Here is a 13,027-nt window from a genome sequence, read left to right as displayed (position 1 = left end):
TCCCGCATCTGCGGTCCTCACCGCACGGGAGTGCGGCTCCGGTCCTCGATGCAGGCTCGGGGCGCTCGCGACGGTTCCTGCGCGCGTTCTAGATGCTGTGCTCCGACGGGCCCCAGGGCCCGTCGGGTTCAGGCGGCCAGCTGGCTGACGGCCTGGTTGGCCGCTTCGGCCGTGGCGGTACGGATGTCGGCGCGGGCCGATTCGATGGCCGCAGCCTTGGGCGCTTCGCCCATCGCCAGGCCCTCGGCACGCACGATGCGCACGTCGGTGATGCCGAAGAAACCGAACACCACCTTGAGGTAGCTCTCCTGGTGCTCGGTCGCCTGGCCGCCTTCGCTGGTCGAGTAGATGCCGCCGCGCGAGGAGGCCACGATCACGGTCTTTCCGCCGGCCAGACCGACGGCGCCCTTGTCGGTGTACTTGAAGGTGCGGCCGATCTGCGCGAGGCGATCGATCCAGGCCTTGAGCTGGGTCGGGATGCTGAAGTTGTAGAGCGGCGCGCCCACGACGATCACGTCGGCGGCCAGGAACTGGCTCACCAGCTTTTCCGAGACCGCATTTTCGCGCTTCTGCGCCTCGGACGGTTCGGTCTGCAGGCCGAGCTTGATGCCCAGCGCATTGGCGTCGAAATGGTTGGGGGCGTCCACGGCCAGGTCGAGGTAGTCGACCGTGGTGTCGGGATGCACACGGCGCCATTCGGCGACGATGTCGGCGGTGAGTTGGCGGGAGACGGAGTTGGCGCCCAGAACGCTAGCGTCCACTTGCAGCAGTTTCATGATCAGTCGCTCACTTTCGGGATTGGAGGCGTCGGCACGAAGGCCGGCATGTAGATAATTCTATTTTTGAGTCGAGTGGTTGATAAGCCAGGAAATCTGAGCCACATCGTTCTTTATTTGGGACAATAAGACGATGCAAGACCTCAACGACATGGTTTTCTTCGCCGAAGTGGCGGAGCGCGGCGGCTTCACTGCAGCCAGCAAGGCGCTGGGCGTGCCGAAATCGCGGCTGTCGCGGCGCGTGGCCGATCTCGAAGCCTCGTTGGGTGTGCAACTGCTTCAGCGCAGCACGCGGCGGCTGTCGCTCACGCCCGCGGGCGAGCTCTACCTGCGCTACTGCGTCGAAATGCGCGATGCGGCCCAGGCCGCCGCCGAGGCCGTCGCACAGGTCCAGACCGAGCCGCGCGGCACGGTGCGCATCACCTGCCCGGTCACCCTCGCGCAGAGCAGCGTGGGGCCTTTGCTGCCCCTCTTCATGCGTCGCTTCCCCAAGGTGCGGATCGAGATGCGGGTGGTGAACCGGCCGGTGGACCCGGTGGAGGAGGGCGTCGACCTGGCATTGCGGGTGCGCTCGACCATCGAGGACAGCGCCACGCTGGCGGCGCGCAACTTCGGCGAGAGCCGCGGCATGCTGGTGATGAGCGCCGAACGGCTGCCGCACCAGGGGCCGCTGCAAGGCCCGGACGATCTGGCGCGCATCGACACGGTGGCGATGTCCGCGGGCGACGGCCGTGCCACGCTGGCGCTGGCCGGTCCCGACGGCCGCCTGCACCAGGCGGTGCACCACCCACGCTACGTGGCCGACGACCTGCTGACGCTCAAGATTGCGATCATGCAGGGCGTGGGCGCCGGCATGCTGCCCGACTACATGTGCCGGCGGGAGCTCGCGAGCGGCGAACTGGTCGAGGTGCTGCCCGGCTGGGCGCCGCAGGCCGGTGTGGTGCACGCGATGTATGCGCCGCGCCGGGCGCTGGTGCCGGCGGTGCGCCACCTGCTCGATTTCCTGGCCGAACACCTCGACGGGCACGAGCCGGTGGGCTGCGCGAGCGAGGAAGAGACGGCGCTTCGCGTCGCCCTTAGTGCCAAAACGACATATTCAAACAATTAGATATTCGTTTGTTATCCGAGCCGGCCTTTCCACAATCGGTGCTCCAACCCCATTCCACTGAGGAGCGACGACCATGGCCACCCTTCGACTCGGCGACACCGCCCCCGATTTCCTGCAGGATTCCAGCGAAGGTCCGATCCAGTTCCACCAGTGGGCTGGCGAGTCCTGGGTCGTGCTGTTCTCGCATCCCGCGGATTTCACGCCGGTCTGCACCACCGAGCTGGGCAAGACCGCCGCACTGTCGGGCGAATTCGCCAAGCGCGGCGTGAAGCCGATCGCGGTCAGCGTGGACCCGGTCGACAAGCACCGGGGCTGGATCGCCGACATCAACGAGACGCAGAACACCACGGTCAACTTCCCGATCCTGGCCGATGCCGACCGCAAGGTGGCGGATCTGTACGACATGATCCATCCGAACGCGTCGACCACCGCCACGGTGCGCAGCGTGTTCATCATCGACCCCAAGCACGTCGTGCGCACCACGCTCACCTACCCGGCGAGCACCGGCCGCAATTTCGACGAGATCCTGCGCGTGATCGATTCGCTGCAGCTCACCGACAGCCACAAGGTCGCGACCCCCGCCAACTGGAAGGACGGCGACGACGTGGTGATCATCCCCAGCCTGCAGGATCCGGCCGAACTGGTCCAGCGCTTCCCCAAGGGCTTCAAGGCCGTGCGCCCGTACCTGCGCGTCACGCCCCAGCCGAACAAGTAAGAAGCAATGAAGCTGGCGTGGATCACCGGCGTGCGGGCGCCGTCCTCCGGACGGGCGCCGTGACCCATCGCGTCGTCATCGTTCCGGGCTGGCGCGATTCGGGCCAGGGCCACTGGCAGAGCCTGTGGGCCGAAGGCCTGGCCGATGCGGCCCGCGTGGTGCAGGACGACTGGGTGTCGCCCCGGCGCGAATCCTGGATCCGGGCGATCGGCGACCTGATCCTGGCGCAGGACGCCCCGGTGGTGGTGGCCGCCCACAGCCTGGGCTGCATCGCGGTCGCACACCTGCCCGCAGACGTGGCCGAGCGGATCGCGGGCGCCTTGCTGGTGGCGCCGGCCGACCCCGAGCGCCGGGCGGCGCTGGCCGATTTCGCGCCGGTGCCCTACGCCGCGCTGCCCTACCGCAGCATCGTGGTGGCCAGCAGCAACGACCCCTTCTGCCCGGTGCGCCTGGCCGGTGCCTATGCGCGTGCCTGGGGCAGCGAATTCGTCCGCATGCAGAATGCGGGCCACATCAACGTCGACTCGGGGCACGGGGACTGGCCGCTCGGCCTGGCACTGCTCCAGTCTTTGACCCAAGCACCCAACCAGATGCTGGCGGGCCGAACCTCTTCAGAACCTTTGGCAACCTCATGACTTTCAGAATCAAGACCCTCCTCGTCGCCGTTGCACTCGCCGCGGCCGGCTCCGCCGCGCTGGCGCAGACCACGACCCTGCTCAACGCCTCGTACGACGTGGCCCGCGAGTTCTACAAGGACATCAACCCGGCGTTCATCGCCAGCTACAAGAAGGCCACCGGCAAGGACGTGAAGGTCGATCAGGCGCACGGCGGTTCGAGCGCCCAGGCGCGTGCGGTGGGCGACGGCCTCGACGCCGACGTGGTCACCATGAACACCACCACCGACGTCGACTACCTCGCCGGCCTCGGCGTGGTCGCCAAGGACTGGTCCAAGCGCTTTCCCGACAACGCATCGCCGACCACCTCGACCATGCTGTTCCTGGTGCGCAACGGCAACCCCAAGGGCATCAAGGACTGGGACGACCTGACCAAGCCCGGCGTGCAGGTCGTGGTGGTCAACCCCAAGACCGGCGGCAACGGGCGCTATGCCTACCTCGCGGCCTGGGGCTACGTGAAGAAGAAGGGCGGCAGCGACGCGCAAGCCGCCGAGTTCGTGGGCAAGCTGTTCAAGAACGTGCCGGTGCTGGGCAAGGGCGGCCGCGACGCCACCACCATCTTCCTGCAACGCAACATCGGCGACGTGCTGATCACCTTCGAATCCGAAGTGCTGTCTATCGACCGCGAATTCGGCGCCGGCAAGGTCGACGCCGTCTACCCCTCGATCAGCGTGCTGGCCGAGAACCCGGTGGCGGTGGTCGAACGCACGGTCGCCAAGAAGGGCACTGCCGACGTGGCCAAGGCCTACCTCGACTTCCTGTACTCGGAAGAAGGCCAGGAAATCGCCGCCAAGCATGCGCTGCGCCCGCGTTCGCCGGCCGTACTCAAGAAATACGCCAGCACCTTCAAGCCGGTCCAGCTCTTCACGGTGCAGGAACTGTTCGGTAGCCTGGGTGAAGCGCAGAAGGTGCACTTCAACGACGGCGGCCAGTTCGACAAGCTCTATATCAAGTGACTCGAATCAAGTGACTCGCCCCCAGGCTGCGGCGCACTGCGTGTCGCCTTCTCCTTCCCCCTACCGGGGGCAACACCGGCGGTCCGGCGAAGCCGGCCCCGCGGTGTTCCACGACTGAATACACGGGCTGAACATGAGTGGTGTGACTTCTTCGGCGCTGTCGTCCGCGACAGCGCCGCTTTCGCGTACCGGGCGGCGCAACAACCGCGTGCTGCCGGGCTTCAACCTGACGCTCGGCTATTCGCTGTTGTACCTCTGCCTGATCGTGCTGATCCCGCTGTCGGCGCTGGTCTTCAAGACCTTCACGCTCACCTGGGACCAGTTCTGGGTGGCCGTGACCTCGCCGCGCGTGATGGCCTCGTACCGGCTGACCTTCGGCGCCTCGCTGATCGCGGCGCTGGTCAACCTGGTGTTCGGCCTGCTGCTGGCCTGGGTGCTGGTGCGCTACAAGTTCCCGGGCAAGAAGATCATCGATGCGCTGGTCGACCTGCCCTTCGCGCTGCCGACCGCGGTGGCCGGCATCTCGCTGACCGCGCTGCTGGCCGGCAACGGCTGGGTCGGCCAGTACCTCGAGCCGCACGGCATCAAGCTGGCCTTCACGCCCGCGGGCGTGGTGATTGCGCTGATCTTCGTCGGCCTGCCCTTCGTGGTGCGCACGGTGCAACCGGTGCTGGAAGACACCGAGAAGGAACTGGAAGAGGCCGCCACCTCGCTGGGCGCCACGCGGCTGCAGACCTTCACGCGCGTGATCTTCCCGTCGATCCTGCCGGCGCTGCTGACCGGCTTCGCGATGGCCTTCGCGCGCGCGATCGGCGAGTACGGCTCGGTGATCTTCATCGCGGGCAACATGCCCATGATCTCGGAGATCACGCCGCTGATCATCATCGGCAAGCTCGAGCAGTACGACTACGCCGGCGCGACCGCCGTGGCGCTGGTGATGCTGGCGATTTCATTCCTGCTGCTGCTGGTGATCAACGGCCTACAAGGCTGGCAACGCCGCCGATCGGAATCATGAACCACCCCCGATGCGCCTTCGGCGCCCCGTGCTCTCGGCCAGAGGCCGAGGCTCTTCTGGCCGTCCAAGCCTGCACTTGCAGACTCGGAGCCGCGGCCCTCAGCCCCTCGAGGGGGCGACATCCGTGGCCCGGCAAAGCCGGTTCCACGATGTCCCTGGTATCTCGAGCCATGGAAAAATAAATGAGCGCTCCCCAAAAAGTCATACGCCGCGCCACCGCCGGCACCACCGAAGCGCCCTGGGTCCGCTGGACGCTGATCGGGATCGCGCTGCTGTTCATGTTCCTGTTCCTCATCCTGCCGCTGGCCGCGGTGGCGACCGAGGCGCTGCGCAAGGGCTTCGGCGCCTACCTCGAGGCGCTCAAGGAACCCGACGCCTGGAGCGCGATCCGCCTCACGCTGATCACCGCGGCCATCGCCGTGCCGCTGAACCTGGTGTTCGGCGTCGCCGCGGCCTGGGCCATCGCGAAGTTCGAGTTCCGCGGCAAGGCCGTGCTGACCACGCTGGTCGACCTGCCGTTTGCGGTGTCGCCGGTGGTCGCCGGCCTGATCTACGTGCTGGTGTTCGGCGCCCAGGGCTGGTTCGGCCCGTGGCTGGCCGCGCACGACATCAAGATCATCTTCGCGGTGCCCGGCATCGTGCTGGCGACCGTGTTCGTGACCTTCCCCTTCATCGCACGCGAGCTCATCCCGCTGATGCAGGCACAGGGCACCGACGAGGAGCAGGCCGCGATCGTGCTGGGCGCGACCGGCTGGCAGACCTTCTGGCGCGTGACGCTGCCCAACATCAAGTGGGGCCTGCTGTACGGCGTGATCCTGTGCAACGCACGCGCCATGGGCGAGTTCGGCGCGGTGTCGGTGGTCTCTGGCCACATCCGCGGCCAGACCAACACCATGCCGCTGCACGTCGAGGTGCTCTACAACGAGTACCAGTCGGTCGCGGCCTTCGCCGTGGCCTCGCTGCTGGCCATCCTGGCGGTGGTCACGCTGGTCATCAAGTCGGTGATCGAGTGGCGCCACGAGCGCGAGATGAAGGCCATTGCCGAACTGCCGCCCGAGCGGCCCCAACCCGCCACGGCGGCTTGACGAAGAAGAGAACACCATGAGCATCGAAATCCGCAACGTCAGCAAGCAGTTCGGCGACTTCCGCGCGCTGAACGACGTCAATCTCGACATTGCCTCCGGCGAACTGGTCGCGCTGCTGGGCCCCTCGGGCTGCGGCAAGACCACGCTGCTGCGCATCATCGCGGGCCTGGAAACGGCCGACCAGGGCAGCATCCTGTTCTCGGGCGAAGACACCACCGACGTGCATGTGCGCGAGCGCCAGGTCGGCTTCGTGTTCCAGCACTACGCGCTGTTCCGCCACATGACCGTGTTCGAGAACGTGGCCTTCGGCCTGCGCGTGAAGCCGCGCAAGGAACGGCCAAGCGACGCGCAGATCAAGCAGAAGGTGACCGACCTGCTCAAGCTGGTGCAGCTCGACTGGCTGGCCGACCGCTACCCCTCGCAGCTGTCCGGCGGCCAGCGGCAGCGCATCGCGCTGGCGCGGGCGCTGGCGGTCGAACCCAAGGTGCTGCTGCTCGACGAGCCCTTCGGCGCGCTCGACGCCAAGGTGCGCAAGGAACTGCGCCGCTGGCTGCGCCGGCTGCACGACGAACTGCACGTCACCTCGATCTTCGTCACCCACGACCAGGAAGAGGCACTCGAGGTGGCCGACCGCGTGGTGGTGATCAACAAGGGCAGGATCGAGCAGGTCGGCTCGCCGCAAGAGGTCTGGGACCATCCGGCCAGCCCCTTCGTCTACGGCTTCCTGGGCGACGTGAACCTGTTCCACGGCCGTGCCCACGAGGGCGAGGTGCAGCTCGAAGGCATCCGGCTGCAATCGCCCGAGCACAGCAGCGTGCAGGACAGCAAGGCGCTCGCCTATGTGCGTCCGCACGACCTCACGGTCGAGCGCTATGTCACGGGTTCGACCGTCGGCGGCCTGGTCGCGACGATTTCGCGTGCGATCGTGGTCGGACCGATCGCGCGGCTGGAACTCCTGCCGGTCGAATCGAATCAGCATAATCCTGCGTCCGGAACCATCATCGAAGCGCAACTCCCTGCGCAACAGTTCCGGGACCTGGGTCTGGTCGAGGGCGACACGGTCGTCGCCACGCCACGCAAGGCCAAGGTATTCGTGGAAGACTGGGTATCCCCTTGATTTCTTGGTATTTCGCGGCACCGCGCCGCGCCCTGGCGCTGATCTGCCTGGCCTGTGTGGCCATGCTGGCCTTCGGCATGTACCTGCAGCACGTGGTCGGGCTCGAGCCCTGTCCGATGTGCATCGTGCAGCGCTATGCCCTGGTGCTGCTGGCCGTCTTCACCGGCCTGGCCGCGCTGTCGGGCAAGCCGGTGGTCCAGAAGACGGCCGCGGCGCTGGCGCTGGTCACGGCCGTCGGCGGCGCCTACACGGCAGCGCGCCAGAGCTGGCTGCAGTGGTACCCGCCCGAGTTCGGTTCCTGCGGCCGTGACATCTACGGGATGATCGAAACCTTCCCGCTGCAGCGCGCCATTCCCATGATCTTCCGCGGCAGCGGGGACTGCACCAAGATCGACTGGACCTTCCTCGGCCTGTCGATCGCGAACTGGTCCTTCGTCTGCTTCGTCGGCTTCGCGTTGCTGCTGACCGTGCTGCTGTTCAGGCGCGCACGCTGAGGTCAATCCGCGTTCAGAGCGTCGGCAGCAGGGCGCCGACGGCCGCCAGCGTGCCGTTGCTCTGGCCGTAGGCCAGCTTCGTCTGCGTGAGGTAGGCCGTCACCAGCAGCGGCGGCCGCTTCGGCGGCCAGACGATGGCCACGTCGTTGTTGGTGCCGAAGGCACCGGCCCCCGTCTTGTCCCCCACGGTCCAGCCGGCCGGCAGCCCGGCGCGCAGGCGCAGGTCGCCAGTCTGGTTGGCCACGAGCCAGTCGCGCAGCCGCTCGCGTGACGGTGGCTTCAGGGCGTCGCCGAGCAGCAGCTTGTTCAGCAGGTCGAGCATCGCGCCCGGCGTGGTCGTGTCACGCGGATCGCCGGCCAACGCCTCGTTGAGCGTGGGCTCGGTGCGGTCGAGCCGCGTGACCGCGTCGCCGAGCGAGCGCAGCCAGGCGGTCAGCGCGGCCGGCCCGCCGAAGCTGTCCAGCATCAGGTTGGCCGCGGCGTTGTCGCTCTGGACGATGGCGGCTTCGCACAGCGCGGCCATGCGCATGCGCTGTCCCACGCGGGGCTCGGTCAGCGGCGAGTGCGGCAGGATGTCCGCGCGTTCGATGGGCAGCGTGCGTTCGAGCGTCTCCTGGCCCGCCTCGACGCGCTGCAGCACCAGCGCCGCCGCCAGCCACTTGAAGGTGCTGCACATCGGGAAGCGCTCGTCGGCGCGGTGGCCGATGCGGCGGCCGTCCGCGGTGTCGAGGATGCACACCCCCAGCCGGCCGCCGCTCTCTGTCTCGATGCGCTGGAGTGCCTGTGCGATGCGGGTGTCCGCCGGGGTGCCGGCGCGGGCGCCCGTCGCGAGCGCGGCCAGTGCGCTGCCCATGGCCAATGAAAAATGGCGTCTCTGCATGATTCTCTTGTTCGTTGTGATAGAGCGTCGGACGATATCGAAGGGCGGGCGTCGAATCCAATGCTAAGAATGAGGGCGAGCCATAAGAAAATCTGGGCCTCAAGCATTCCGTCCAGCACCCATGCAACTCCCGCTCAATGCCCTGCGCGCCTTCGAGGTGTCGGCGCGCCATCTCAGCTTCACCCGCGCGGCGCTCGAGCTGCACGTCACGCAGACGGCGGTGAGCCAGCATGTGAAGAAGCTCGAGGAGCGCATTGGCGCGCCCTTGTTCCGGCGCCTGCCGCGCGGCCTGGCGCTGACCGACGAAGGTGCGGCGTTGCTGCCGGTGCTCGCGCAGTCCTTCGGCCGCATCGAGAGCGTGCTGGCGCAGTTCGGCGAAGGTCAGGCGCGCGAGCCGCTGACGGTGGGCGTGGTCGGCACCTTCGCGGTCGGCTGGCTGATGCCGCGGCTGCAGGATTTCCAGCAGCTGCATCCCTTCGTCGACCTGCGTCTGTTCACCCACAACAACCGGGTCGACATCGCCGGCGAAGGGCTGGACTATGCGGTGCGCTTCGGCGATGGCGCGTGGCACGGCACCGAGGCCGAGCCCTTGATGCCGTCGCCGCTGTCGCCCGTGTGCGCGCCGGTGCTGGCAGCCGGGTTGCAGCGGCCGGCGGATCTGCATCGCACGACGCTGCTGCGCTCCTACCGCAGCGACGAATGGCCGGCCTGGTTCGCGGCGGCGGGCGTCGAATGTCCGGTGGTGCGCGGCGCGGTCTTCGATTCGTCGATGACCATGGCCGAGGCCGTGGCGCAAGGGGCCGGCGTGGCCTTGCTGCCGGTCGCGATGTTCGGCCGCGAGCTGCGGCAGGGACGGCTGGTGCGGCCCTTCGCCACCGAGACGCAGAACGGCCGCTACTGGCTCACGCGGCTCAAGTCGAAGCCGGAGAGCGAGGCGATGAAGGCTTTCCGCGGCTGGCTGCTGCCGGCCGCGGCCTACAGCGGCAGCGTGTCGAAGGACGCGTAGGTCGTGGCCAGCCAGGTCTTCACACGCTGGCGTTCGAGCAGGCCCAGCGCATGCGGGCCTTCACGGTCGTTCACGGCCTTCCAGAAGCTGCTGTTCTGCGCATCGATCTTGCGCATGCTGGCATCGTGCAGGCGCGGCAGCGCGATCACGCGGGCGCCGTGCGCGGTCGCCTTGGCCAGCGATTGCGAGGCCAGCAGCATGCCGAAGTCGCTGCCGCGGCCGTAGTTCTGCACCACGATGTAGTTGGGGCGGTCGCCGAAGGTGTCGATCAGCGTGCCCAGCAGGTCGGTGGAATCGCGGCCGTCGTCCAGCACGTGCCAGAAGTTGACGGCCACGCCCATTTCTTCGAACAGGTCGAGCAGGTTCGATTCCTTGATCCAGCGCGACAGCGGTGCCAGCGTCTGCGCCGCGAGGTCGACGATCACGCTCTGCGTCGGGTTGTTCTCGAAGCCGTTGACCACCTTGTCCAGGCCCTCGAAGCTGTCGACCACCACGGGCGAGGCGAAGCCTTCGTAGAAGCGGGTGAAGGAGCTGTGCGAACGGTCGGTGTCGAAGCCGGTGAAGGGCCGGCTGTGATCGATGAAGTACTGCGCCAGCACCCGTGCGGTGACCGACTTGCCGACGCCACCTTTTTCGCCGCCGATGAAATTGAGGGAGCTCATGAGGGTGTGCCTGGTCAGGGGTTGGGAAGAAGGGGAGAGGATTCTCTGGAACCTGCGAAGCATTTTAGGTGCCACGTCTTGCCAGGCCCTCGAGCAAGGCGTGATCGCGAAGGCGGATCTCGAGTCGGGCCTTCCAAGGCGCGGGCAGCATGGCTGCCGCGATCATCGCGGGCCAGGCGGCGCGCGCGGCGCGTGCCGTGTCGGCGATGGCCCGGCGCACCCGCGGCTCGTGCAGGCCGGCCGCGAAGCAGAAGGCCCGCATGCGCGTGGGCGTGAACAGCGCGCTGCGGGGTGCCGGGGTGCGGGCGCCCGGTGCGGCCGGCATCAGCGGCAGGCCGTGGCCCTCGACGCCCTGCATCGCGGCGTAGGCCACGATGTCGTAGGCCGGCGCGAAGCGCGGCGTGCGGCCGTCGGGGTAGAGCACGCCGAAGTTCTTCAGGTGCGCATCGGGATTGCCCAGCAGGTCGTTCACCACCAGCCGGCGCACCAGCTCGAGCACCGCGTCTTCGCCCAGCGAGGGGAAGGCGCGCATCGCCAGCGCCATGTCGAGATAGCTGGCACCGTACTTGTGCTGCGGGTCGATCGCCAGCACCTGGGCGAAGTCCTCGAAGTGGATGCGCCGGGCGCCGTCGCGGTCGAAGCGGGTGACGGCCAGGAAGTCGGGCTCGTCGGGCAGCGCGTAGCTGTGCTCGGCGTGGATCGCGGCCAGCGGCGCGAGTTCGGCATGGCAGACCTCGACCCCGGCGGCACGCGCCAGGTCGAGCGAAAGCATCTCCAGCTGCGGCATGTGCGACCGGCCCGCCACCGGCAGCTTGGCGATCACGCGGGTGCTCTTGCCGGCGCGCGTGCGCGCCACGTAGCGCCCGCCCTGGCGCCGCAGCCCCAGCTTGGGCTGCACGCCCGACACCGAGATGCCCTGCGGCAACGGCAGCTCGACCACCGACATCTCCAGCGCGTCCTGGTCCTGCGTGATCAGGCGCTGCAGCGTGGCACGGTCGACTGTGGTCGGCCGCGCGCTGACCGCGCCCGGCAGGTCGCCGCCGCAGGCCGCGAGCAGCTCGAAGTGATCGTCTTCTCGGCAACCGCGCAACTGCGCGATGTGGGTGCGCAGCACGCCTTCGGGCAGCAGGTTCTGGAAGTAGGGCGGCAGCTTGCCGCCCTGCGCGTTGAACAGCGGGTTCTTCACGTCGGCCCAGAGCGCCGACTGCACCGCGGCGTCGGCGGCCACCATCGAGAGCGACAGCACCTCGGCGGGCGGTGCCGCGACCAGCGCCGGATCGGCCACGAAGCGGCACAGGTCGGCGTATTGGAACAGCTGGCCGAAGGGCCGGCCCCCCAGCGCGATCTCGAGGATCTTGACGTTCATGACGCGGACGAAGGGGGCTTGCCCGATGGGCTCGCCGCCACCGCCGCACCCACGCGCGTGGCTACGGGCCGGTAGGCCGGGTCGTCAGCCGCGCTGGCGGGGGCGCCGAAGCCGCGCGGCGTCAGATGGAACTCCAGCTCGAGGGCGTCGGCCAGCGCCAGCAGCGACGAGAGCTGGGGATTGGCCTGCGGACCCAGCGCATTGCGCACCGAGCGCTCGGTCAGGCCCGAGCGTTCCGCGACCTGGCCGAGCGTGAGCCCGAGCGCATCGCGCCGCGCCGCCAGTTGCTCGATGAGTGCCTTTTTGTCCACGGCAACATAATACCTTTTTATGGAAAAAAGGAAATATGTTTCCTATTGCTTGGCCATCGACAGGAAGGGGCCGAGGCTGCCCATGAGCCAGCCCTGGGCGAAGTCGAGCGCGGCGCGACGGTACTTCTCGTCGGCCTGCGCCGCCAGCAGGTCGAGCCGCGCCACGATCTTCGACAGCTCGCGGTCCACCAGCAGATTGCGGCCGCGCTCGCTGACCTCGGTGGCCAGCAGCAGCGGCTGGCCGTCGGGGCCCGTCCTGGAGCCGATCAGCCACAGAGAGATTTCCATGTTGCGCGCGGCGCGGTAGCTGTTCTCGGCATTCACGCCGTCGATCATGGTCTGCTCCCAGGTGTCGCCGTTCGCCTGTTTGAGCATCGTGGCCCAGCCATAGACCAGCGCGGCGATCCGGTCCCCGGCGTAGGGCGGCGGGCCGGCGTCGAAGGCCAGGCGCACCGCATCGATGCCGCTGGTGCCCCGGAGCGCGGCCAGCGGTGTGCCCTGCATGACCGCGTTCCAGGTGCGCTCGGTCGCGTCCTCGGGGCTGGTCGCCCACTTGCGCCATTCGCGTGGATTGCGGCGGTAGAGCGAGAGCTGCACCCGGCGGATCGACTGCAGGTTGTCGCGCAGCGCCAGGTTCGCGATCCGGTTGGCGCCGGATTGCCGCCACTCCCGGGTGTCGTAGTTTTCGGCCCGCTCGGTGCTGCGTGTGGCGGCGCAGCCGGCCAGGCCGAGCGCCAGCGCGGCCACGACGACGATCCGTGTGCGGCGAAGCGTGAAAGCGCGGCGGTCGCGGGCTCGGGGAAAGAGTGAATCGCGCATGGTGTGCACGTTATCATCGCGGCCTCGGGCGGCAGCCGGCCGG

Annotated in this window: 15 protein-coding genes; 9 read left to right on the top strand and 6 right to left on the bottom strand. The window is 68.2% G+C overall.

Annotated elements, in window-relative coordinates:
- Nucleotides 1-128 precede the first annotated feature (128 nt).
- Nucleotides 129-776, bottom strand: a complete 648-nt coding sequence (locus ACSFBC_RS14975) for an FMN-dependent NADH-azoreductase (RefSeq protein ID WP_435511109.1) — start codon at nucleotides 774-776, stop codon at nucleotides 129-131.
- A 133-nt stretch (nucleotides 777-909) separates the two neighbouring features.
- On the opposite strand from ACSFBC_RS14975, the gene ACSFBC_RS14970 reads away from it, so the two are divergent.
- From ACSFBC_RS14970 to ACSFBC_RS14935, 8 genes are all read left to right on the top strand, one after another.
- Complete coding sequence (locus ACSFBC_RS14970; protein ID WP_435511108.1) at nucleotides 910-1,884, top strand: LysR family transcriptional regulator; 975 nt, start codon at nucleotides 910-912, stop codon at nucleotides 1,882-1,884.
- A 73-nt stretch (nucleotides 1,885-1,957) separates the two neighbouring features.
- On the top strand, nucleotides 1,958-2,599 hold the full coding sequence (locus ACSFBC_RS14965) for a peroxiredoxin (protein WP_435511107.1): 642 nt from the start codon (nucleotides 1,958-1,960) through the stop codon (nucleotides 2,597-2,599).
- Nucleotides 2,600-2,658: 59 nt separating this feature from the next.
- Complete coding sequence (locus tag ACSFBC_RS14960; RefSeq protein ID WP_435511106.1) at nucleotides 2,659-3,234, top strand: RBBP9/YdeN family alpha/beta hydrolase; 576 nt, start codon at nucleotides 2,659-2,661, stop codon at nucleotides 3,232-3,234.
- Nucleotides 3,231-4,229 (top strand): sulfate ABC transporter substrate-binding protein, encoded by a 999-nt coding sequence (locus ACSFBC_RS14955; RefSeq protein ID WP_435511105.1) that lies wholly within the window; start codon nucleotides 3,231-3,233, stop codon nucleotides 4,227-4,229. The genes ACSFBC_RS14960 and ACSFBC_RS14955 overlap by 4 nt, the downstream gene beginning before the upstream one ends.
- 133 nt (nucleotides 4,230-4,362) lie before the next feature.
- Nucleotides 4,363-5,244 (top strand): sulfate ABC transporter permease subunit CysT, encoded by an 882-nt coding sequence (gene cysT, locus ACSFBC_RS14950; protein ID WP_435511104.1) that lies wholly within the window; start codon nucleotides 4,363-4,365, stop codon nucleotides 5,242-5,244.
- 182 nt (nucleotides 5,245-5,426) lie between these two features.
- The gene (gene cysW / locus ACSFBC_RS14945; protein WP_435511103.1) at nucleotides 5,427-6,329 is read left to right on the top strand and encodes a sulfate ABC transporter permease subunit CysW; all 903 of its coding nucleotides are present in this window, start codon (nucleotides 5,427-5,429) and stop codon (nucleotides 6,327-6,329) included.
- Between the two features lie 16 nt (nucleotides 6,330-6,345).
- The gene (locus ACSFBC_RS14940) at nucleotides 6,346-7,446 is read left to right on the top strand and encodes a sulfate/molybdate ABC transporter ATP-binding protein (RefSeq protein WP_435511102.1); all 1,101 of its coding nucleotides are present in this window, start codon (nucleotides 6,346-6,348) and stop codon (nucleotides 7,444-7,446) included.
- Nucleotides 7,443-7,940 (top strand): disulfide bond formation protein B, encoded by a 498-nt coding sequence (locus ACSFBC_RS14935; protein ID WP_435511101.1) that lies wholly within the window; start codon nucleotides 7,443-7,445, stop codon nucleotides 7,938-7,940. Before ACSFBC_RS14940 ends, ACSFBC_RS14935 begins: the two co-directional genes overlap by 4 nt.
- Before the next feature lie 13 nt (nucleotides 7,941-7,953).
- On the opposite strand, the gene bla is transcribed toward ACSFBC_RS14935, so the two are convergent.
- Nucleotides 7,954-8,820, bottom strand: coding sequence for a class A beta-lactamase (bla, locus tag ACSFBC_RS14930; RefSeq protein ID WP_435511100.1), 867 nt, complete (start codon nucleotides 8,818-8,820; stop codon nucleotides 7,954-7,956).
- 121 nt (nucleotides 8,821-8,941) lie between these two features.
- On the opposite strand from bla, the gene ACSFBC_RS14925 reads away from it, so the two are divergent.
- Entirely contained in the window at nucleotides 8,942-9,826 is an 885-nt protein-coding gene (locus ACSFBC_RS14925; protein WP_435511099.1) for a LysR family transcriptional regulator, read from the top strand.
- Here the strand turns inward: ACSFBC_RS14925 and ACSFBC_RS14920 are convergent.
- From ACSFBC_RS14920 to ACSFBC_RS14905, 4 genes are all read right to left on the bottom strand, one after another.
- Nucleotides 9,796-10,488 carry a P-loop NTPase family protein gene (locus ACSFBC_RS14920; RefSeq protein ID WP_435511098.1) on the bottom strand — a complete coding sequence of 231 codons (693 nt, stop codon included), beginning with the start codon at nucleotides 10,486-10,488 and terminating at the stop codon, nucleotides 9,796-9,798. The genes ACSFBC_RS14925 and ACSFBC_RS14920 overlap by 31 nt on opposite strands.
- A gap of 64 nt (nucleotides 10,489-10,552) precedes the next feature.
- Nucleotides 10,553-11,854, bottom strand: a complete 1,302-nt coding sequence (locus ACSFBC_RS14915; protein ID WP_435511097.1) for a type II toxin-antitoxin system HipA family toxin — start codon at nucleotides 11,852-11,854, stop codon at nucleotides 10,553-10,555.
- On the bottom strand, nucleotides 11,851-12,165 hold the full coding sequence (locus tag ACSFBC_RS14910; RefSeq protein ID WP_435511096.1) for a helix-turn-helix domain-containing protein: 315 nt from the start codon (nucleotides 12,163-12,165) through the stop codon (nucleotides 11,851-11,853). The genes ACSFBC_RS14915 and ACSFBC_RS14910 overlap by 4 nt, the downstream gene beginning before the upstream one ends.
- A 42-nt stretch (nucleotides 12,166-12,207) precedes the next feature.
- Nucleotides 12,208-12,984 carry a hypothetical protein gene (locus ACSFBC_RS14905; protein WP_435511095.1) on the bottom strand — a complete coding sequence of 259 codons (777 nt, stop codon included), beginning with the start codon at nucleotides 12,982-12,984 and terminating at the stop codon, nucleotides 12,208-12,210.
- Between the last annotated feature and the right edge of the window lie 43 nt (nucleotides 12,985-13,027).

Origin of the sequence: Variovorax frigidus, assembly GCF_051216515.1 — a bacterium.
Taxonomy (GTDB): Bacteria; Pseudomonadota; Gammaproteobacteria; order Burkholderiales; family Burkholderiaceae_C; genus Variovorax.
Note: the sequence above shows the minus strand (reverse complement) of the source record. Positions and strands in the feature narration are given on the sequence as shown.